The sequence below is a fragment of the Andreprevotia lacus DSM 23236 genome, from assembly GCF_900176275.1.
GTDB classification, from domain to species: Bacteria; Pseudomonadota; Gammaproteobacteria; order Burkholderiales; family Chitinibacteraceae; genus Andreprevotia; species Andreprevotia lacus.
Genome location: NZ_FWXD01000007.1, coordinates 167221 through 186513, shown reverse-complemented (window position 1 = coordinate 186513; position 19293 = coordinate 167221). Strand labels below are relative to the sequence as shown.

Annotated in this window: 22 protein-coding genes; 11 read left to right on the top strand and 11 right to left on the bottom strand. The window is 60.7% G+C overall.

The window, feature by feature from the left end:
• The 5 genes from B9A19_RS07905 to B9A19_RS07885 all read right to left on the bottom strand — a co-directional run.
• Window positions 1–554: transposase domain-containing protein (locus tag B9A19_RS07905; protein WP_176216836.1), on the bottom strand; the 554-nt coding region annotated here is incomplete at its 3' end.
• Window positions 555–649: 95 nt separating this feature from the next.
• A complete protein-coding gene (locus B9A19_RS07900; protein ID WP_084090236.1) occupies window positions 650–1438 on the bottom strand; it encodes a hypothetical protein in 789 nt (262 codons plus the stop codon).
• Between the two features lie 379 nt (window positions 1439–1817).
• A complete protein-coding gene (locus B9A19_RS22065) occupies window positions 1818–2594 on the bottom strand; it encodes a hypothetical protein (RefSeq protein WP_139798725.1) in 777 nt (258 codons plus the stop codon).
• A gap of 219 nt (window positions 2595–2813) precedes the next feature.
• Entirely contained in the window at window positions 2814–3590 is a 777-nt protein-coding gene (locus B9A19_RS07890) for a hypothetical protein (protein WP_084090234.1), read from the bottom strand.
• 253 nt (window positions 3591–3843) lie between these two features.
• On the bottom strand, window positions 3844–4563 hold the full coding sequence (locus B9A19_RS07885) for a ComFC family protein (protein WP_217807010.1): 720 nt from the start codon (window positions 4561–4563) through the stop codon (window positions 3844–3846).
• A gap of 55 nt (window positions 4564–4618) precedes the next feature.
• Here B9A19_RS07885 and bioB point away from each other — a divergent pair, with 55 nt between their 5' ends.
• The 4 genes from bioB (at window position 4619) to B9A19_RS07865 (ending at window position 7533) form a co-directional block, all read left to right on the top strand.
• A complete protein-coding gene (gene bioB, locus B9A19_RS07880; RefSeq protein ID WP_084090233.1) occupies window positions 4619–5602 on the top strand; it encodes a biotin synthase BioB in 984 nt (327 codons plus the stop codon).
• 251 nt (window positions 5603–5853) lie between these two features.
• On the top strand, window positions 5854–6240 hold the full coding sequence (locus B9A19_RS07875) for a VOC family protein (RefSeq protein WP_084090232.1): 387 nt from the start codon (window positions 5854–5856) through the stop codon (window positions 6238–6240).
• Between the two features lie 20 nt (window positions 6241–6260).
• Window positions 6261–7037: a YaeF family permuted papain-like enzyme gene (locus B9A19_RS07870; RefSeq protein WP_084090250.1), complete on the top strand. Its 777-nt coding sequence runs from the start codon at window positions 6261–6263 to the stop codon at window positions 7035–7037.
• A 37-nt stretch (window positions 7038–7074) separates the two neighbouring features.
• Window positions 7075–7533, top strand: coding sequence for a DUF2214 family protein (locus B9A19_RS07865; protein WP_084090249.1), 459 nt, complete (start codon window positions 7075–7077; stop codon window positions 7531–7533).
• Between the two features lie 80 nt (window positions 7534–7613).
• Here B9A19_RS07865 and B9A19_RS07860 read toward each other — a convergent pair whose 3' ends face one another.
• A complete protein-coding gene (locus B9A19_RS07860; RefSeq protein WP_084090231.1) occupies window positions 7614–8522 on the bottom strand; it encodes a recombination-associated protein RdgC in 909 nt (302 codons plus the stop codon).
• Between the two features lie 210 nt (window positions 8523–8732).
• Here B9A19_RS07860 and B9A19_RS07855 point away from each other — a divergent pair, with 210 nt between their 5' ends.
• From B9A19_RS07855 to B9A19_RS07835, 5 genes are all read left to right on the top strand, one after another.
• The gene (locus B9A19_RS07855) at window positions 8733–10370 is read left to right on the top strand and encodes a methyl-accepting chemotaxis protein (RefSeq protein ID WP_084090230.1); all 1638 of its coding nucleotides are present in this window, start codon (window positions 8733–8735) and stop codon (window positions 10368–10370) included.
• Window positions 10371–10532: 162 nt separating this feature from the next.
• Window positions 10533–11573, top strand: coding sequence for a DUF2157 domain-containing protein (locus B9A19_RS07850; protein ID WP_084090229.1), 1041 nt, complete (start codon window positions 10533–10535; stop codon window positions 11571–11573).
• Window positions 11566–12627, top strand: coding sequence for a DUF4401 domain-containing protein (locus B9A19_RS07845; RefSeq protein WP_084090228.1), 1062 nt, complete (start codon window positions 11566–11568; stop codon window positions 12625–12627). The genes B9A19_RS07850 and B9A19_RS07845 overlap by 8 nt, the downstream gene beginning before the upstream one ends.
• Window positions 12627–13175, top strand: a complete 549-nt coding sequence (locus tag B9A19_RS07840; RefSeq protein ID WP_084090227.1) for a GDYXXLXY domain-containing protein — start codon at window positions 12627–12629, stop codon at window positions 13173–13175. Before B9A19_RS07845 ends, B9A19_RS07840 begins: the two co-directional genes overlap by 1 nt.
• Before the next feature lie 53 nt (window positions 13176–13228).
• On the top strand, window positions 13229–13744 hold the full coding sequence (locus tag B9A19_RS07835) for a DUF2867 domain-containing protein (RefSeq protein WP_139798724.1): 516 nt from the start codon (window positions 13229–13231) through the stop codon (window positions 13742–13744).
• A 12-nt stretch (window positions 13745–13756) separates the two neighbouring features.
• Here the strand turns inward: B9A19_RS07835 and B9A19_RS07830 are convergent, their stop codons facing one another.
• The 4 genes from B9A19_RS07830 to B9A19_RS07815 are packed head-to-tail and all read right to left on the bottom strand — an operon-like array spanning window position 13757 to window position 16604.
• Window positions 13757–15403 carry a SulP family inorganic anion transporter gene (locus tag B9A19_RS07830; protein WP_084090225.1) on the bottom strand — a complete coding sequence of 549 codons (1647 nt, stop codon included), beginning with the start codon at window positions 15401–15403 and terminating at the stop codon, window positions 13757–13759.
• Window positions 15400–15810: a YeeE/YedE family protein gene (locus B9A19_RS07825; protein WP_084090224.1), complete on the bottom strand. Its 411-nt coding sequence runs from the start codon at window positions 15808–15810 to the stop codon at window positions 15400–15402. The genes B9A19_RS07830 and B9A19_RS07825 overlap by 4 nt, the downstream gene beginning before the upstream one ends.
• 9 nt (window positions 15811–15819) lie before the next feature.
• Window positions 15820–16257, bottom strand: a complete 438-nt coding sequence (locus B9A19_RS07820; RefSeq protein WP_084090223.1) for a YeeE/YedE family protein — start codon at window positions 16255–16257, stop codon at window positions 15820–15822.
• Window positions 16258–16268: 11 nt separating this feature from the next.
• Window positions 16269–16604, bottom strand: a complete 336-nt coding sequence (locus B9A19_RS07815; protein WP_084090248.1) for an ArsR/SmtB family transcription factor — start codon at window positions 16602–16604, stop codon at window positions 16269–16271.
• A gap of 83 nt (window positions 16605–16687) precedes the next feature.
• Here B9A19_RS07815 and B9A19_RS07810 point away from each other — a divergent pair, with 83 nt between their 5' ends.
• Together B9A19_RS07810 and trxC are read left to right on the top strand one after the other, a co-directional pair.
• The gene (locus B9A19_RS07810) at window positions 16688–17566 is read left to right on the top strand and encodes an MBL fold metallo-hydrolase (RefSeq protein ID WP_084090247.1); all 879 of its coding nucleotides are present in this window, start codon (window positions 16688–16690) and stop codon (window positions 17564–17566) included.
• On the top strand, window positions 17563–17988 hold the full coding sequence (gene trxC / locus B9A19_RS07805) for a thioredoxin TrxC (RefSeq protein WP_084090222.1): 426 nt from the start codon (window positions 17563–17565) through the stop codon (window positions 17986–17988). The genes B9A19_RS07810 and trxC overlap by 4 nt, the downstream gene beginning before the upstream one ends.
• A 68-nt stretch (window positions 17989–18056) precedes the next feature.
• Here trxC and pbpG read toward each other — a convergent pair whose 3' ends face one another.
• Window positions 18057–19097, bottom strand: coding sequence for a D-alanyl-D-alanine endopeptidase (pbpG, locus tag B9A19_RS07800; protein WP_084090221.1), 1041 nt, complete (start codon window positions 19095–19097; stop codon window positions 18057–18059).
• Between the last annotated feature and the right edge of the window lie 196 nt (window positions 19098–19293).

The following is a 19293-nucleotide window of genomic DNA, read 5'->3' as shown; positions in this document are numbered from 1 at the left end:
ACGATGGCATGGGTGCCGCACTCGACCAACACCGCACATTGCGCCTGGGGATAGCCGGCCAGGCCGGTACGGCTGCCGGGGTAGCCAAATGCAGCCACATTCTCGACTTCGTCGGGCAGATCGATATTGCTGCCATCGATGGCCACCAGGCGCAGACCACGATAGAAGGCATGCGGATGATGAGCGGGATCGGCCAGGGGTACGCAGGCCGCAGCCATTAAAGCCTGTAGCGGCTCGGCACCGAGCTTGCTGCGCAATTCGCTGATGGAAGACTTGTTGACGGGAGATGGCTCGGGCCGGCCTTCGGCCCAGGCGAGGCCTTGCGCCACCACCGAAAACACAGCCTCATAGCTGGCTTCGGGGTAAAGGCTGAGCGCCATGCAATAGTAAACCCCGGCCAAAGCAGGAAAGCTGCGAACGCGCTGGCTGTTGCGACCCTGCTGATCCAGAATCTGGTTGATCAGGGTGGCGGGGTAAACCCGGGCCAGCAGGCTGGCGCTGAGGTGGTCACTGAGCCTTGCGCCACTACTGAGGACTGCCTTGGTTCGAGCCATCGCTGCACCCTGGGAGGAGATGGCTCAGTATAGGATGATAAATAGACCTAACCAAACAGTATTGAGTCCTGACCCCGCATTTCATTTTTTAATATTTATTCCAAATCAAAATTCGGCCGCAAAACCTTTGCAACAAATCGCCTGGCCTGATCCAGTTGAAATGGGTGGTTTGTTCCAAAATTAGTCGGAAACTTCGGACAGGCATGGTACGCAGCCATAAGCCATGGGGAACGGCCGCCAGATTTGTCTCCTTGCCCTGTATCAATCATATATCCGACTCTCTCCGCCATGACTTCATTGGTCTGCAGGTCGACCACCTTCAGGGAACTCCCGGCAATCCAGTGTTCCCGGTCTTCATGGGTGGAAATATCATCATAGGTGACGCCATAACGCGGCAAGGGTGCGTTCGGTGCCAACACCTTATGCAACGAAAAATCGCGGACCCATTCAGCGTATTTTTTGTCCCGTAGCCACGGCTGATCAATATATCCAGTATAACGATAACGCATGCCATCTTTTGGGTTTATGATATCTACGTACCCAAATCCGCCTGTATCCATAACCACTTTTCCGTGGTCATACTTTTGAAGAAAGCTAATTATGTAGCCATCACCACCAACATCGTAACCATATGGATCAGACAACTCATATTGATCATCAAAGTTGTTCTTATTTGGCCGTGCCTTAATCAAAAACAAGCCCTGTACACGATCCGCCGTCCTGTAGATTTTCTCCCCCGCCTGCTGGCAGTTTTTTTCATACAACGCAATAGCCTCATCGCGCTTTTGCTTGTTGGGATCAGGGCGTTCTGTAGCACACCCTTGCATGACAACAAGGAAAAGCAAGGCAAGCAGGCGAACAATAGGCTGTTTATTGCAGGTCATGGAAGTACTCCTGGTGCATAAGGTGCATAGAGTTTTATTAATGCTTATGGCTCTTCATTTGCGATAAGAATACTTATCTAGATTTCTAGTTGTCCAGCTCCGGACGATCAAAAAGTGAGGTCAGGTCTTGTTGTTTTTAATTTCATTCTAGTCTGGCCTAAGTTGAAGCTGCTGTTTTTTATGATTTTTTCAAAATTTGAAAAGATAAGATCGGGTGTTTTGAATTTTTACTCGCATAGCTTATGCGGTCTATGCAAAATAGAAGAGCTGACCTCAAACTCCATTCGTCCATCTGCAAATTTGCATATTTTTTATATGTCGATGAATCATAATTGGTGGCGGTGCTCGATGTGGTTGTTTTAATTTCCGTTAAATATATTCAATTTGTATGCAGCACTTTTTCAACAAAGTGTCGTGTCTGGAGTTGTTGTTCTGGATGGCGAGTTCCCGGAATTGTTGGGAATGAAGGGCATGCTTGGCTGGCCGCGATTAACCACGGCGAACGACCGCCATTGAGGCTGCCCATGCCTAAATCCACCATATAACCGATCCTTTCGGCCATAACTTCATGAGTCTGCAGGTCGATGACCTTGAGCGAACTCCCGGCAATCCAGTGTTCCCGATCTTCATGGGTGGAAATATCGTCATAGGTGACGCCGTAACGCGGCAGTGGCGCGTTCGGCGCCAACACCTTATGCAACGAAAAATCGCGGACCCACTCTGCGTATTTTTTATCCCGCAACCACGGCTGATCAAGATAGGCGGTGTAGCGGTAGCGGAGACCATCGTTGGGGTCAATCACATCGATATAGCCGTAGCCACCAGGTTCATAGCGCAGGTGACCATTTTCGTTTTTTCTTAGGAAGGTCAATATATAGCCATCTCCACCGGTATCGTGACCATATGGATCATCGAGTACAAATTGGTCCTGAAAATTAGTTTTTTTGGGTCGTGATTTAAACAAAAGCAAACCCTGTACATGATCCACCGTCCTGTAGATTTTCTCCCCCGCCTGCTGACAGTGTTTTTCATACAGCGCAATAGCTTCATCGCGCTTTTTCTTGTTGGGATCAGGGCGCTCTGTAGCACACCCTTGCATGACAACAAGGAAAAGCAAGGCAAGCAGGCGAACAATACGTTGTGTATTGCAGGTCATGGAAATGCTCCTGGTGCATATGGTTCTTCATTTTCGATACGAAGGCTTGTCTAGGTGTTTATTTTTCTAATAGGCTGGTGAGAAAATCTTTGAATTCTCACCGAGAATAAAAAGGAAGAAATTTAGGGGCGGGTTTTTTTGCATTTTCTTCATATGCCTTATGTGGCCTATATGAAATAAAAAATACATGGTTTGACCTGAAACCCCGCACTTGGAAGATCAATTTATGCGCAATATTTTCTCAACAAAATGCCTTGCTTGCATTTGCTGTAGCGGATGCCGAGTTCCGAACACCACAGGGAACTTTGGGCATGCGTTTCCTGCCGCTATTAACCACGGAGAGCGGCCGCCATTGAGGCTACCTAGGCCTAAATCCACCATATAACCAATCCGCTCTGCCATGACTTCATGGGTCTGCAAGTCGATGACCTTGAGCGAACTCCCGGCAATCCAGTGTTCCCGATCTTCACGGGTAGAAATATCGTCATAGGTAACGCCGTAACGCGGCAATGGCGCGTTTGGTGCCAACTCCTTATGCAGCGAAAAATTGCGGACCCACTCTGCGTATTTTTTATCCCGCAACCACGGCTGATCAAGATAGGCGGTGTAGCGATACCGCAGACCATCGTTGGGATCAATGGCATCGACATATCCATAACCACCGACCTCGTCAAGCAAGCTGCCATTTTTTTTTTCCATCAAGAAATTCTTAATATACCCATCTCCACCGGTGTCGTGACCATATGGGTCATCGAGTACAAATTGGTCCTGAAAATTAGTTTTTTTGGGTCGTAATTTAAACAAAAACAAACCCTGTACATGATCCACCGTCCTGTAGATTTTCTCCCCCGCCTGCTGACAGTGTTTTTCATACAGCGCAATAGCCTCATCGCGCTTTTGCTTGTCGGGATCAGGACGCTCTGTAGCACACCCTTGCATGACAACAAGGAGAAGCAAGGCAAGCAGGCGAACAATACGTCGGTTATTGCAGGTCATGGAAATGCTCCTGGTGCATAAGATGCATAGGGTTTGATTGGTGCATATGTTTCTTCATTTGCGATAAGAATGCTTATCCAGGTGTCTAGTTGTCTAGCCCTGGACGATTGATCACGTGTTTATGCAATAAGTCAGGCCGCTCACACGCCCAATCCTTCATCGTCTGAAGCTGCGTTCGGTGCTGTAGTGCCAACTGCGGCAGAGGCTGCAGATTCCATTCTTGAGAGCCCAGGGCCACATCCCGCTCAAGCTTTTACAGCGTCCGTGCCAGCACCCAAGCTTCAACATGAGCTGCCCCAGCCCTCTTGAGCGCCCGCGCAGCGGCATCCAGGCTGGCGCCGCTGGTCATCACGTCGTCCACCAGTGCAATGCGCAGGCCGCGCGCGGCGGGTGTGGCGGTGAAGGCGCCGCGTACGTTGCCGTGGCGGGCGGCTTGGGTCAGCCGGGCCTGGTGTTCGGTGTTCTTGTGCCGCTGCAGCAGGTCGTGCCGCAGTGGCAGCCGGAAGGCGCGGGCCAGCGGGGTGGCGATTTCGGTGGCTTGGTTATAGCCGCGCTCGCGCAGGCGCGCCGGATGCAGTGGCAGCGGTACGATGGCATCGACTTCCGGCGTAACGGGCAGGCGGTGCAGCAGTACCTGGGCCAGCAGCGGCAGCACATGCCAGCGGCCTCCGAATTTTGCGGCGGGGATCAGGTGCTCGGCGATGCCGGCGTAGCGCAGCGCGGCAAAGCTGGCGTCGAAGGCGGGCGGGGCCTGCAGGCAAGCGCCACACAGGCCGCCATCTGGCGTCGGCAGCGCGCAGCGCGGGCAGAGCGCATGCGGCAAATGGGGTAGATCGGCGTGGCAGGCAGGGCACAGGCCGTGGCGGGATAGCTGGCCACACAGCAGGCAGGCGGCCGGCAGTGCAAGGGCGCGGGAAATGCTGCGCTGGCAATTTTGCAACTTGTTCAGAAATTCGTGTTTGAAATTTGACAAGTGAATCACGGCATCAGGACAATGAAGATTCTTCAATCTAGTCCATGCCCGCCTGATGAACGCACCACACACCATCGAACTGAAACGTCGCCAACCGCATGCCGAAGCGCAGAACTGGACGGTGGCACAGGTGGCCGAACTGTTCGAGCTGCCGTTCAACGATCTGCTGTTCCGGGCGCAGCAGGTGCACCGCGAACATTTCGATGCCAACAAGGTGCAGTTGTCTACCTTGCTCAGCGTCAAGACCGGTGGTTGTAGCGAGGATTGCGGCTATTGCCCGCAGGCCGCGCGTTATCACACCGGCGTGGAGGCCGAGCCGCTGATGCAGGCGGACGAGGTGCTGGAAGTGGCGCGCATCGCCAAGGAAAACGGCGCCAGCCGCTTCTGCATGGGTGGCGCGTGGCGCAGCCCCAAGCAGCGCGATCTGGACGAGCTGAAGAAGATGATCGCCGGCGTGAAGGCGCTGGGGCTGGAGACCTGTGGCACCTTCGGCATGCTCAAGGATGGCATGGCCGAGCAACTCAAGGAATCGGGCCTCGATTACTACAACCACAATTTGGATACGGCGCCGGAAAAGTACGGCGATATCGTGTCCACGCGTGAATACGATGACCGCCTCGATACCCTGGGCAAGGTGCGCAATGCCGGCCTGCATGTGTGCACCGGTGGCATCGTCGGCATGGGGGAAACGCGTGAACAGCGCGCCGGCCTGCTGAACCAGTTGGCCAATCTGGACCCGCAGCCTGAATCGGTGCCGATCAACAACCTGGTGGCGGTAGAGGGCACACCGCTGGCCGATGCCGAGCCGCTGGACTGGACCGAATTCGTCCGTACCATTGCTGTTGCCCGTATCACCATGCCCAAGTCGTTCGTGCGCCTGTCGGCTGGCCGCCAGCAAATGCCGGAGGCGATGCAGGCGTTGTGCTTCATGGCGGGGGCCAATTCGATTTTCTATGGCGACAAGCTGCTGACCACTGGCAACCCGGATGTGACGCGCGATCAGGCCTTGTTCAGGAAGCTGGATATCCAACCCCTCTGATCGGCATGAGTATCACCACCAAGCCCGGCCCAGTGCCGGGCTTTGCATTTCTTGCGCTTTTTTCGTTGCGGCATGACGGCGTATGCAAGCTCCGGTATGGTGCCACTTAACGCCGCAAACAAAACCCTGCTGGCCGCGTTACGCTCACTTGCCGTACGTTTTGTACTGTCTGCGTTTCGCGTGCCTTGCCAGCACCGCTACGCCGGGTTTTGTTGGCGGCTCCTCTTCCAACCCCTGCAGGAGCAAGCAGCATGATCGACCATACCGGCGTAGGCGTGACCGACTTCGCACGCAGCAAATCTTTCTATGAACAAGCGCTGGCGCCGCTGGGCTATGCCAAACTGATGGAGTTTCCGGCTGCCGTAACCGGCGGCACCGACGTGGCCGGCTATGGCCAGCCGCCCAAGGCAGACTTCTGGCTGCACGCGGTGGCCGCCGTGACTGATCGCAATCATATCGCGTTCCGTGCCGCCAATCGCGCGCAGGTCGATGCCTTTTACGCCGCCGCGCTGGCCGCTGGTGGCACCGACAACGGCGCACCCGGCCCGCGCCCGCATTACCACGCAGATTACTATGGCGCTTTCGTGCGTGACCCGGATGGCCATAATATCGAGGCTGTTTGCCACGACTCCGTTTGATCAAGGTTGAATTGTTGCCCATGCGCAGTCTTGTTGCCCTGTTGTTTGCCTCCTTGCTGGCCGGCTGTGCCGTCGGCGTGCGCCAGTTGCCCGATGAAAGCGGCCAGCCGCAAAAGCTGGTGTTCCAGCGCCCGGGGTTGAGCCCGCAAAATGGCGGGCAACTGATCAGCGCGGCCGAGCTGCGGCCGGGCGACATCATCCTGTCGGCCGCCGATGGCATTACCTCTACCGGCATCCGCCTGTTTACCTTGGCGCCGGTCAGCCATGCGGCGGTCTATCTGGGCGACGACGAGATTGCCGAAGCGGTGGGCGAGGGCGTGCGCGTGCGCAAGGTGGCCGAGGTACTGGCCGATGAGTCCGTCGTGGTGGCCTTCCGCCGCAATGATCTGAGCGTGGTGCAGGCCGCAGAGATACGCCGCTTTGCCGAGGCGCAGGTGGGGCAACGCTACAACTACGTGGGTGTGCTGCTGCTGGCGCCGTTCTCGCTGGAGCGCCGCTTGTGCGATCTGCCGGTACTGCCGGGCATGGTGCGCGACGGCTGTTTGCGCGGGCTGGCCACCATACAACTGGGTACGTCGAACAACGAACGCTTCTTCTGCTCGCAATTCGTGCTGGAAGCCTATGCGCGGGCCGGCTTGCCGATTACCGATGCCAATTCGCGCTGGGTCAGCCCGGCTGACATCATGCACATGCGCGAGGATGACGTGCCCTCCATCCGTGCCACGCAGCCGCTGGTGTATGTCGGTCACCTCAAATTTCAGCCGCCGCCACCCGTCGAGCGTGTGGTGCAGCGCTGACCATTTCCTTTGAACGTCATACCCTCAGGAGTTGATTGTGATTCAGGACGCTATCCTCGCTGCAGCGCACTATCTGTGCATATTGCTGCTGGTGACATTTCTGGCCATCGAAACGGCGCTGGTCAAGCGCGAGTGGATGCCGCTTGCCGCCGCCAAGCTGGTGCGTTACGACGCGCTTTACGGCCTGATGGCCGTGCTGGTGCTGACTACCGGCCTGCTGCGCGTCTTCCTTGGCGCCAAGGGCGCTGCGTTTTACGAGCACAACCCGGTATTCCACGCCAAGGTCACGCTGTTCATTGCCATTGGCCTGCTCTCGATCTGGCCCACCTTGCGCTTTCGCGCCTGGGGCAAGGCCGCCAAGGCAGACCCGGCCTATGCGCCGCCCGAGGTTGAACTGCGCAAGGTGCGCCGCGTGGTGATGGTGGAGGTGCACCTGCTGGCGCTGCTGCCCATCCTGGCGGCTTTCATGGCGCGCGGCATCGGCATGCAGGGTTAGTTGGCCTGTCTGTGCAATAAAAAACGGCCCGTTAACGGGCCGTTTTTTTTGAGGTGATGTTGAGTGCAGCTGCCGGCGGATCAGCTGGGCATCTCGCCACCCAATGCTTCAATCAGCACCGGCACGAACTGGCGCAGCTCACCGATGGTGAGTGCAAAGCTGCCCTCGAACAGCGCTTGCTGGTCATGGCCGTCGGCATCCTTGAGCTGCTCCTGCAGCACATCCAGCATGGTCAGGCGCTTGATTTCCAGCTTCTCGGTCAGCTGGAAGGCCAGCTTGTCGTCCCAACTCAGCGCCAGCTTGGCCACCAGCTTGCCGGTTTCCAGATGGTGCAACACTTCCGGCGTGTCGAGCGCCTGGCGGGTCAGCCGCGCCACAGCGCCGCCGTCGCCCGGCTCGCGCAGTTCGGCATCCTGGCCCAGATCGAACACGCCCTCGGCCGGGTTTTCCAGCCACAAGGTCATGGCCGTCTGCGGCGTGGTCTGCGTGTTGACTAGTCGGGTTGGCAGGCTGCCCAGCGTTTCACGCAGGATGGACAGCAGCTGCTCTGCCTTGGCGGCGCTGGCGCTCTCCACCAGTACCAGACCGGCTTGCAGGTCGATGATGGCGCGCTGGCTGCGCGAGCGGCTGAATGCCTTGGGGATCAGCTCGTCGGTCACGCGCTCTTTCAGCTCTTTGGCCTCCTTGCGGCCAACGCGGCGGTTTTCTTCTGCCTCGATCTTGGCGATGCGCTCGTCGACTTCTTCCTTGATCACCGGGCCGGGCAGGATTTTCTCTTCGGTCTTGAGCGTGACCAGCACGGCATCCTGGCGTTCCCACGCCATCAGGTCGGGGGCAAAGCGGGTCGGCGGCACCCAGCCCTGCGTAAACAGGTCGTGCGTGCCGCAGGGCAGCCACGGGCGCTTGGCCAGTGCATCGGCAATGCTGGCGGCGCTCAGCGCGTGGTCGGGGGAGAGGCGATAAATCTGGAGGTTGCGAAACCAGAGCATGGCGGAATCCTGGAGGGTACTAAAACAGCGGGGGCGAGCGATTCTACCGATGCCGGGCGGCGCTGCCTATGCTGTTGCTTGTCAGTTTTAACCTTACAAAATTGCTTGCAACGTGGCAGTGAGTAGACGAATATCAGTATTTGTTGATTCTCAAGCAAGGCGGTGGCGGCCAGCTACCCTGAAGCTAAGACTTTCCGTGCGGGGGCGCGTATGCGAATTCAAACCAAGCTCTATCTTTTTGCCGCATTTGCACTGGCCCTGCTGCTGGTAACCGCGTTCTTTGGTTGGCTGGGCGTGCGTAACGGCGAAACAGCGGTCGAGCAGATTGCCGATGAAGCGCTGCCCTCGGTGCTCAACCTGCAGACCATAGGCGAATCCCAGCAGGCCATACGTGCGCAGGAGCTGATCGTACTGGCGATTGCCCGCATGGAAAGCCCCGGCGAGGCGCTGAAGAAACAGCTGGCCATCAAGCAGCAGGCGTGGGCGCATGCCGACGAGAGCTTTGCGCGCTACCAGAAACTGCACAAGGCGCCGGAAGAAGACAAGCTCTGGCAGACCTTCGAGGGGCAGTGGAAAACCTGGAAGGCAGCCGATGCTGGCCTGTCGGATAACCAGAGCAAGATTGCCGATGGCATGGTCACGCTTGATACCTATCAAGTGGCGTATCAGCAGTCCGAACCGCAATTCGAAACGGCAGCCGCTACGCTGCGCGAACTGATCACCTTCAACCAGAAAGAGGCCGAGCGCATCACGGCGGAAACGCGCAGCGGCAACAGCAAGGTGAAGGGCGGGCTGGCAACAGCTACGCTGGTGGCGCTGGTGGCGCTGTCGGCCGCCGCAGTGTTGATCATCCGCTTGGTGATGCAGCAGATTACCGGCATGGTGGGCGCCATCGAAACCGTGCAGCGCAGCCTTGATCTGTCGGCGCGTGCGCCGGTCAGCGGTGGCGACGAGCTGTCCAACGCCGCGCGTCTGCTCAACGGCTTGTTCGATACGCTGCAATCCAGCCTGCGCAATGTGGCGCAACGCAGCCGCGAGGTGCAGGCCGAGGCCGGCACCGTGGCGCAAAGCAGCCGGCAGATTGCCGATGGTGCCAATCAGCAAAGCGAATCGACAGCGGCAATGGCCGCAGCAGTGGAAGAGTTGTACACGGGCATCGACAGCTTGTCGCGCAGCTCGCAGCAGGTGCTGGAAACCGCCCGCACTGCCGAGAAACTGGCCAGCCAGAGCGACAGCCAGCTGGGCCGTGCCGCCGAGGAAATCGGCCGCATGGTCGATACCATCCAGACCTCGGTCAGTGATGTCTCCAAACTTGCCGAGCAGGCCGAGGAAATCGGGCGCATTGTCGGCGTGATCAAGGCGATTGCCGACCAGACCAATCTGCTGGCGCTGAATGCCGCCATCGAAGCCGCCCGCGCAGGTGAACAGGGGCGCGGCTTTGCCGTGGTGGCCGACGAGGTGCGCAAGCTGGCCGAGCACACCACGCGCTCGACCGCAGAAATCACCACCACCATCGATGCGATCCAGCAGCAGACCCGCCACGCTGCCAACACGCTGCTGGCTGGCGAAGCACAGGTGAAATCCGGCGTGGCGCTGGTGCATGGCCTGGTCGAGCCGGTACGCCAGCTGCATGATGGCGCGGCGCATACGCGCAATGAACTCAATGTGCTGATCGAAGCGCTGGGCGAGCAAAGCTCGGCCGCCCAGCAAATCGGCCTGCATGTCGAGAAGGTATCCAACTTTGCCGGCCAGAACAGCCAGGGCGCGCTCAATTCCGCCGGGTCGGCCGGCAAGCTGCGCGATATCGTGGCCGGGCTGGATACCGAGATCGGCCGCTTCCGCGTCTGAGCATCTGGTGGCGGCAATATTGGCATGACATCAGCACTGTGACTAATTGCCCAAGCGCGGCGGCAAAACGTGCGTTAACTTGATTCAAGCACGGTTTACTGCGCCTGTTGCAACGGGGCAGTGCATGCCGCCCCCAACACTGCATTGAGGTCATAGGCACCCATGCACCCACGCTCCACACTGGACCACTGGCGCGACCGGCGCGAGCTGGACGAGCCAGGCTATCGCCGGGCCTTGCTGGCACTAGGCTTGATGCCTGATGCCGCCCGCTGGCGCGTGCATGTCGAGCGCTTGCTGCTGATCACCGGCGTGCTCAGCCTCTTGGCCGGGGCGGTCATGGTGTTCGCTTCCAACTGGTTGACCTGGCCGCGTCTGGCGCGTGTCGCGGTGGCGGAAGCCGGCTGGCTGGCACTGCTGGCATGGGCGTGGCTGAGCTGGGGGCAGCGTAGCGATGCACCGAGCGGCCGCTGGGCCTTGTTCGCCCTGGCAACCGCCACCGGCATCTGCCTTGCCGTGATCGGGCAGGCGTATCAGACGGGGGCCGATGCATGGCAGCTGTTTGCCTTGTGGGCCTTGTTGGCACTGCCATGGGCTTTGCTGGGCCGCGCCATGCCCCTGTGGGGGCTGTGGATCGCGCTGGCCTCAAGTGCGATTGTGCTGTCTGCGCCGCGTTGGCCGTGGCAGCGTGGCTTGCACGTGTTCGGGCTGTTTGATGGCTTCAACCTGCCATTGATCGTGTTTTGGGTGCTGGCACTGTGCGTTGCCGAATATTGCGTGCGTGGCGCGCATGATTGGCGCGCACGCGTGCTGCCGCGCTTGCTGGCGCTGGCCATCAGCGTGCCGCTGACCCTGTCGGCCTGCCTGGTGGCGGCGGGCGAACATGTACGGGTGCTGGGGCCAGCCCTTCTTGATCGCGATGCCTTGATCGTGTTGCTCTGGTTGCTGTGCGCGGGCGGTGGCGGCGCCTATGCCTATTTCCGCGGGCGGGATCTGTTCGTGCTGGCGCTGGCATTGTTCTCTGCGTGGAGCATGGGTATCGCATTGATGTTCGTGCGCCATCATGCCGAGGACCTGCTGATGCTGATTGCCGCGTATGCAGTCGCTGGCCTTGGCGGCATAGGCTGGTGGCTGACCGTGCTGCACCGGCACTGGCAGGATCAAGCCGGGCAAGTCGAGGTCACGCCGGAGCCACAGCATGAATAAGCCTGCAGCGTGGTCCGAGGTGGTGGCCGGTTTGCAGGCCGACGGTTCTTTGTCTGCCACCGCCAGCCCGCCAGCGCCGGATATTGCGCTGCCCTGGCCGGTGATGGTGCTGCAGACCATTGCAGCCTGGATCGCCGCCATCCTGTTGGTGGCCGCATTCGTGGTGCCGGCCACCATGGGGCATTCGCAGGCGGGCTTCATCATCGTTGGCGTGCTGTTTGCGACGGGGGCTGGCTTCGTGCTGCGGCAAGGCGCATCGTTTTTCCTCGATCAGGCTGCCGTGCCGGTGGCGATTGCCGGCGCGGTGCTGATCGGTATCGGCCTGGAGCCGCGCCAACATGTCGACCTGCTGATCTTCGTGCTGGCCGCAGGGGGGTTTGCGATGTCCAGCCACGGTTTGCTGCGCTTCATCGCCGCGGGCACGCTGTTCGGTGTGATCTGGTACTGGCTGTCGCCGCTGTACTGGCATGACTGGTACGACGATCCGGTCGCACCGACCATGTTGCCGGTCTGGTTTGCGCTGGTGCGCAATGTGCTGTTCGGGCTGGGCTTGTGGTGGTTGTGGGCGCGCCAGCCGCGCCCGGCCAGCATCTGGGCGCCAACCCGGCTGGCCTTGCTGGCCGTAGCGGTCGCCACCACGCAGGATTGGGAGGCCTGGATGATGGGGGGGGCTTGGCGCGGCATCCTGCTGGCTGGCGGGCTGTGGCCGGCATGGTACTGGCTGGTGCGCTTGCTGGCCCTGCTGCCGCTGGCTCTTGCAGTGGCCGATACCTTGCGTGCCGACCGGGAGCTGGCGCACCCCCTGTTGCCGTTGCTGCTGCTGGCGCCGCTGTGCCTGCTATCGCCCGCGATGGCGGTGTCCGGCCTGTTGATCTGGCTGGGGCTGGCGCAGGGGCGGGCGTTGCTGCTGGGGCTGGGCGTAGCCAATGCACTACTCGGCTTCGGCCATTTCTATTACAGCATGGCCTGGCCGCTGCTTTACAAGGGCCTGGGCCTGCTGCTGCTGGCGACCATCCTGCTGGGCAGCTGGCTGGCGTTGCGACGGAGCGACTGATGCAGCCACGCCTGATTGCCTTTGCCGCAACTGCGGCACTCACGCTGCTGGTGTTGAATGGCCTGGTGGAGCGGCATGAGCGCACGCTGGCGCACGGGCGTGATCTGCTGCTGGCGCTGCGCCCGGTCGACCCGCGCTCGCTGATGCAGGGCGACTATATGGCGCTGGATTACCAGGCGATCAGACAGATCGAAGACACATTGCGGCAACCCGGTATCAATCCCAGGCTGTCGCCGGATGATGGCGACGTGCTGCGCGCCTTTTTCAAGCCGGACCCGCAGGGCGTGGCGCAACTGACCCGCGTCGGTAACGGCGCGGTGGATGCCCGGCCGGACGAGATCATGGTGCGCATCAAATGGGTGGGCGGCAGCCCCCGCCTGCCCAGTAACGACTACTTTTTTGCCGAAGGCGAGGGGCGGCGCTTTGCGCAGGCCAAATACGCGCTGTTCCGCGTGGCGGATGACGGCACGGCACTGCTGGCCGGGCTGGCAGACGCGCAACGCGTGCTCATCGCCGACCATGTTGCGCCAGCGCAGCGCGGCCCGTGAGCGGATACGCGTTACAGATCACAAACAATAGGGCTGGAATCATCATGTCGGTCATGCGCTGCAGACTCCCATCCAACACCTTGCTGGGCAGTTATGCCAGCCAGCCGGGCTACACCGATTGCTATTGCGTCACCCTGCCGGGCAGCACGTCGTTGGCGCAGTTTGTCGAATCCTTTTACACCTCCGGCCTGTTCAAGCTGGAGCGCTGGTTGCTGGCGCGCGCACTTGGTTTGCCGGCCAGCGATGCCGATGCTGCCGCGCTGGCACAAGGGGCAGTGCAAACCTTCTCGGCCTGGCGCGTGGAAGGCCGAACAGCCGATGAGCTGCTGGTGGCGGCGGGTAGAACGCGCTCATGGTTCAAGGTGATGCCGGCGACCGATCTGCCGGTATCGTCCACCGTGCTGCTGTTCGGTTCGGCCGTGGTGCCGGGCCGCAACGGCCGCATGGGCTTGCCGTTTTACTTGCTGTCCGGTTTCCACCGGTTGTATGCGCGCAGCCTGCTTGCCGCTGCGGCACGCAGACTGGCCCACATCAAGCCGGTGGGCGGGGCGGCCTCCGACGTGGCTTGATGCCGCCCTGGCTCAGATTTCGTAGTCCGGCGTATGTCCGGTGGCCAGCGTGCAGAATGCCTGGTGGCTGCTGAGAAAGACCTCGCCATCCAGCGCCTGCAGCACGTGGCCGCGCTCCAGCTGCTTGCGCACCCGGGCTTTGACCTCGGCAAGGTGGATGCGTATGCCGCGCGTGCGCAGGATGGGCTGCAGGCGCATCAGCCAGTCGGCCCCGCTGAAATCGACATCGTTGACGGCAGAGAGCACCAGTACCAGGTCGCGCACGTCACCGTGTTCGGCCAACAGCGCGGTCAGCGCGCTTTCGATATGGCGGGTATTGCCGAAATACAGTTGTTCGTCGATGCGCACCAGCAGCACGCCTGGGTGGGTTTCCACCTCGTAAAGCCTGACGTTGCGGAAGTGTTCGCTACCCGGCAGCCGCCCCAGTTGCACCACCTGCGGCCGGCTGGTGCGATAAATGAACAAGGCCAGCGACAGCAGCACGCCGATTGCTACCCCTTCAACCGCGCCCAGCAGCACCGTTGCCAGCAGGGTGCCGACCAGCGCAGCCACGTCACGCCGGCTGAACTGCCAGGTTGCGCGCAGCATGCGCCAATCCAGCAGCTTGAACGCTGCCAGCATGATGGTAGCGGCCAGTGCCGCCTTGGGGATCAGCGCCAGCCATTGACCCAGCCACAGTGCGGCCAGCATGATCCAGCCCGCCGTCATCACACCGGCCAGCGGCGTTTGTGCACCGGCCTGCGCGTTCACCGCAGTGCGTGAAAAACCGCCGCTGACCGGCAGCCCGCCGACACAGGCGGCAGCGATATTGCTGGCGCCCAGCGCGATCAGCTCCTGATCGGGCTGCAAGGTTTCCTGCCGCTGCAGCGCCAGCGTCTGGGCAATGGTGATGCTTTGCAGAAAGCCCACCAGGCCGACCAGCATCGCGGGCAGCAGCATACTGCGCGCCTGTTCCAGCGTGACTGCCGGCCACTGCCAGCCCGGCAGGCCGGCGGGCAGGCTGCCCAGTGTGCTGATGCCGCCGTGCCACGCGGCCCAGACCGTCAGCAGGATCAGCGCGAGCAATGGCGCAGCGCGGGCCAGCAGCCAGCTGCTGCGGCCGCCGGGCAGCAAACGTGGCAGGCCGTCGCTGCTGAATACCAGTAGCGCCAGCGCGATCACCCCGAAGCTGGCTGCATCGGCAAACAGCGTGTGCCATTGCCCGGCCGCGATCAACAGCGCCGTGCCGCTGGTAAAGCCGGACACCACCGGCAGCGACAGGAAGTGGGTGAGGAAACCCAGCCGCAGCAGCCCAAAGCCGAGCAAGGCGGCGCCGGAAATCAGCGCCAGTGCCGCTGCTGCGGCCTGTGGCGTCATGCCGCTTGCGATCAGCGGCGCGATGGCGCTGGCCGTCATCAAGGAAGTCAGCGCCATCGGCCCGACCGATTGGGTCATGCTGCTGCCCAACAGCGCGTACACCAGCAAGGGCAGGGTGCTGGCATACAGGCCGGCTTGTGGCGGCAGGCCGGCAATCAGCGCATACGCAACGCTTTGCGGGATCAACAGCACGGCCACCACCACGCTGGCGGCCAGATCGGCACCGAAGCGCTGCACGGTATAGCGTGGCAGCCAGCCCGCAATGGGCAGCAGGCGTGGCAGCAACTGCCGCAGCGTGTTCATCGTTGCAGGCGGGTGTGGATCAGCATGCCGGCCAGCATGGCCAGCAGAAAGGGCAGCACGCTGTGCTTGCCCAGCGCGATGGCGACCAGCGCCGGGCCGGGGCAGATGCCGGCCAGCCCCCAGCCGATGCCGAAGGCGGCGCTGCCCAGCAGCAGCTTGCGGTCTATGGTGGTGTTGGCGGGCAGCTGCATGGGCTCGTGTGTCAGCACCGTCTGGCTGCGGCGGCGCGCCAGCCAGAACAAGGGCGTGGCCACGCCGATGGCGCCGGCCATCACCAGCGCAAGGCTGGGGTCCCAATAACCGGCCAGATCAAGAAAGCCCTGCACCTTGGCCGGGTTGGCCATGCCGGACACGATCAGGCCAAGGCCAAACAGCAGGCCGGCCAGCAATGCAATCAGATTACGCATGATCAGTCCTCAGGCCAGTACGTGGCGCAGTACGAATACGGTGATGAAACCGGCTCCCATGAAGCTGAGTACGGCTGCCAGCGAACGCAGCGACAGCCGCGACAAGCCGCACACGCCGTGGCCGCTGGTGCAGCCCTGTGCATAGCGCGTGCCGACACCGACCAGCAGACCGGCAACGATGCTCAGTACCGGGCTGGCCGACAGGGCGAAGTCCGGGCTGGGAAAGCGCAGCAGATACAGCCCGGCTGCCAGCGCCATGCCCAGCACGAACATCAGCCGCCAGCGCTGCGCGCTTTGCCAGCCATCCAGCGTGAACAGGCCGCCCAGAATGCCGCTGATGCCGGCAATACGCCCAGCCAGCAGTGCGAACAGGCCGGCCGACAGGCCGATCAGTGCGCCGCCGCCCAAGGCGGTCCAGGGGGTGAAGTGAAACCAGTCTATTTGCATTGTTTGCTCCCTCAATGCGAGTCGGATTGCGCCGCATCGGGCGCTGGGCAATAAATCTCATACAGCACGCGCAGGACGCGCAGCACATTGTCGCTGGCAAGACGATAGAAAATGCGCTTGCCGTCGCGGCGGGTCTCGACCAGCCCTTCGTTGCGCAGCACGCCCAGTTGCTGCGACAAGGTGGGCTGAGTGATGCCGGTGCGGGCCTCGAAATCAGATACGCAGAGTTCGCCATCGACCAGCTGGCACAGCAGCAGCAGTCGATCAGGATTGGCAAGCACCTTCATCAGGCCGCTGGCATTGCCGGCAGCCTGGCGAAGCTGTTCAAGTTGCGTGGTGTTGAGCATGGTATTGAACACATGAAACAGGTACGCTTGAAATAATATATTAAAAAATATAATATTTGCAAATACATTATCAGGAGGCCGTCATGCAGCCCAAGGTCCAGACCTTTTTCGATCCGCGTACTTCCACCTTCAGCTACGTGGTGTATGAGCAGGCCGGTGGCCATGCAGCCATCATCGACCCGGTGCTGGACTATGACCCCAAGTCTGGCCGCACCGGCTCCCGCTCGGCGCAGCAACTGGCCGACTTCGTGCGCCAGCAACAGCTGACGCTGGACTGGATACTGGAGACACACGCCCATGCCGATCATCTGTCGGCCGCTGCCTGGCTGCAGGGCGAACTGGGCGGGCGCATTGCCATCGGCAAGCACATCACGCTGGTGCAGCAGGTATTCAAGAAACTTTACGGGTTGGACGGCAGCTTCAGCGCCGATGGCCGCCAGTTCGATGTGCTGTTCGATGAAGACGAGGTGTTCCAGATCGGCAGCATGCAGGCGCGCGCGCTGTTCGTGCCCGGCCACACGCCGGCCGACGTTGCCTATCTGGTTGGCGATGCACTATTTGCCGGCGATACGCTGTTTCCGCCCGATGTGGGCAGCGCGCGCTGCGACTTCCCTGGCGGCGATGTCGGCGCGCTCTACGATTCGGTGCAAAAGCTGTACGCATTGCCCGACAGCACGCGCTTCTTTGCCTGCCATGACTACCTGCCTGCCGGGCGCAGCATGGTGCAGGCCGAATCGAGCATTGCCGCGCAAAAAGCCGGCAACATCCACCTGAACGCGGCCACCCGCCGTGCCGACTTCATTGCCATGCGCCAGGCGCGTGATGCCACGCTGGACATGCCGGTCTTGATTCTGCCGTCGCTGCAGGTCAACATTCGGGCCGGCCATCTGCCCGAGCCGGACGACAACGGCACGCGCTATCTGAAAATCCCGCTCAATGCGGTTGGAAAGGAATTGTCATGATCATTGCCTGCCCTCATTGCCAAGCTGGCAACCGGCTGGAAGCCCCCCGCCTGAAAGAAGCCCCCAATTGCGGCGCCTGTCACGAGCCGCTGCTGAGCGGCAAGCCGCTGGTCGGTACAACGGAGAACGTGCCGGAAATCATCAAGCATGCCAGCGTGCCGGTAATCATCGACTTCTGGGCCACCTGGTGCGGCCCCTGCCAGGTGTTTGCGCCGTCGTTCGCGTCGGCTGCGGAATACTTCGGCAAAAAAGCCATCTTCATCAAGGTGGACACGGACGCCGAGCAGGCGCTGGGCGCGCAATTCCAGATCCGCAGCATTCCTACGCTGATCGCCTTTGATCGCGGCCAGCAGATCGAGCGCCTGAACGGCGCCATGTCGTCCGGCCAGTTCAAGGCGTGGGTGATGGGGTTTGTGGACTGAATCAGTCACTGCACCAAATAAAAAACGCCCGGTTGAACCGGGCGTTTTTTTTGGCGTGAACCGCAGGATCAACCGGCCTTCAACTTGGCCACCGGGCTGCTTTCCAGCCATTTGCGCACGCGGGTGGCATCGCCAATGCGGGTGTACTTGCCGTTGGAGTCGAGCAGGATCATTACCACCGGGGTGTCGTCGATGGTGGCCTGCATCACCAGGCAGCGGCCGGCTTCGTTGATGAAACCGGTCTTGGATACGCCGATCTGCCAGTCGTCATCCTTCACCAGCGGGTTGGTGTTGCGGAAGGTCAGCTCACGGCCGGTGGCGCTGGAGATGAAGGTGTATTCGCTCGACGTGGTGAAGTGGTGGATTTCCGCGTAGGTGTGCGCGGCCTTCACCATCAGCGCCAGATCGCGCGGGGTGGAGACATTGTTCGGTGTCAGGCCGGTCGAATCATAGAAACGCGTGTTGCGCATGCCCAGCTGGCCGGCTTTTTCGTTCATCTTGCGGATGAACAGTTCGCGGCCACCGGGGTAGGTGCGCGACAGTGCGGCAGCGGCGCGGTTTTCCGATGACATCAGTGCCAGCAGCAGTACCTCGGCGCGGGTCAGCGTGGTGCCGACGGTCAGGCGCGAGCTGGTGCCCTTGAGGGTGTCGGTATCGTCATCCTCGATGGTGATCAGCTGGTTCATCGGCAGATGCGCGTCCAGCGTCACCATCGCCGTCATCAGCTTGGTGATGGAGGCAATCGGGGTGACGTTGTCGGCGTTCTTTTCGTAGATCACCTCGCCGCTGGTTTCGTTCAGCACCAGCACGCCCGACGACTGCACGCCGGGGTTATCCAGTGTGCTCGGCAGGGTCGAAGCCTTGGCCACGTGCACGCTGTGGCGTGCATTGGCGATGGCCGAGCGCGTGACCACGCCACGCGGCTTGGCGGCGAGTTTCTTGCCGTGAGCGGTGCTCTTGGCAACTTGTTTGCCGGCTTTGCTGCTGTGTACGGCGGCGGTTTTTTTGCTGGTGGCAGGATGGGATTTGCCGGCAGCGACGCTGAGCGGGGACAGCAATAACGAGACTGCTGCAGTCAGCGTGCAAATAATCAGTGTTGGGCGGCGCATGTAAACCTCCGGGTGCGCGCAAAGATCGGAACCTGTAGTAATAAAGCCAAGTTCGATCTGTCATATCAGATACTACTGATTCTAACCAAGCAATTTGAAAATGTCATGCAAAATCAAGCAGTACGGTGGCATTTGCGAAGTGCTTCTTTAGAAATTGCATCAGCCTTTCGTCGACTGGTAGATTTTTTTACGCTGC

Excerpts from the sequence above, each read along its gene's own strand:
- B9A19_RS07845 (WP_084090228.1), top strand. The coding sequence starts at position 11,566 with ATGAATAAGCCTGCAGCGTGGTCCGAGGTGGTGGCCGGTTTGCAGGCC.
- B9A19_RS07870 (WP_084090250.1), top strand. The coding sequence starts at position 6,261 with ATGCGCAGTCTTGTTGCCCTGTTGTTTGCCTCCTTGCTGGCCGGCTGT.
- B9A19_RS07855 (WP_084090230.1), top strand. The coding sequence starts at position 8,733 with ATGCGAATTCAAACCAAGCTCTATCTTTTTGCCGCATTTGCACTGGCC.
- B9A19_RS07860 (WP_084090231.1), bottom strand. The coding sequence starts at position 8,522 with ATGCTCTGGTTTCGCAACCTCCAGATTTATCGCCTCTCCCCCGACCAC.
- B9A19_RS07875 (WP_084090232.1), top strand. The coding sequence starts at position 5,854 with ATGATCGACCATACCGGCGTAGGCGTGACCGACTTCGCACGCAGCAAA.
- B9A19_RS07820 (WP_084090223.1), bottom strand. The coding sequence starts at position 16,257 with ATGCAAATAGACTGGTTTCACTTCACCCCCTGGACCGCCTTGGGCGGC.
- B9A19_RS07830 (WP_084090225.1), bottom strand. The coding sequence starts at position 15,403 with ATGAACACGCTGCGGCAGTTGCTGCCACGCCTGCTGCCCATTGCGGGC.
- pbpG (WP_084090221.1), bottom strand. The coding sequence starts at position 19,097 with ATGCGCCGCCCAACACTGATTATTTGCACGCTGACTGCAGCAGTCTCG.
- trxC (WP_084090222.1), top strand. The coding sequence starts at position 17,563 with ATGATCATTGCCTGCCCTCATTGCCAAGCTGGCAACCGGCTGGAAGCC.
- B9A19_RS22065 (WP_139798725.1), bottom strand. The coding sequence starts at position 2,594 with ATGACCTGCAATACACAACGTATTGTTCGCCTGCTTGCCTTGCTTTTC.
- B9A19_RS07815 (WP_084090248.1), bottom strand. The coding sequence starts at position 16,604 with ATGCTCAACACCACGCAACTTGAACAGCTTCGCCAGGCTGCCGGCAAT.
- B9A19_RS07900 (WP_084090236.1), bottom strand. The coding sequence starts at position 1,438 with ATGACCTGCAATAAACAGCCTATTGTTCGCCTGCTTGCCTTGCTTTTC.
- B9A19_RS07850 (WP_084090229.1), top strand. The coding sequence starts at position 10,533 with ATGCACCCACGCTCCACACTGGACCACTGGCGCGACCGGCGCGAGCTG.
- B9A19_RS07810 (WP_084090247.1), top strand. The coding sequence starts at position 16,688 with ATGCAGCCCAAGGTCCAGACCTTTTTCGATCCGCGTACTTCCACCTTC.
- B9A19_RS07840 (WP_084090227.1), top strand. The coding sequence starts at position 12,627 with ATGCAGCCACGCCTGATTGCCTTTGCCGCAACTGCGGCACTCACGCTG.
- B9A19_RS07825 (WP_084090224.1), bottom strand. The coding sequence starts at position 15,810 with ATGCGTAATCTGATTGCATTGCTGGCCGGCCTGCTGTTTGGCCTTGGC.
- B9A19_RS07835 (WP_139798724.1), top strand. The coding sequence starts at position 13,229 with ATGCGCTGCAGACTCCCATCCAACACCTTGCTGGGCAGTTATGCCAGC.
- bioB (WP_084090233.1), top strand. The coding sequence starts at position 4,619 with ATGAACGCACCACACACCATCGAACTGAAACGTCGCCAACCGCATGCC.
- B9A19_RS07890 (WP_084090234.1), bottom strand. The coding sequence starts at position 3,590 with ATGACCTGCAATAACCGACGTATTGTTCGCCTGCTTGCCTTGCTTCTC.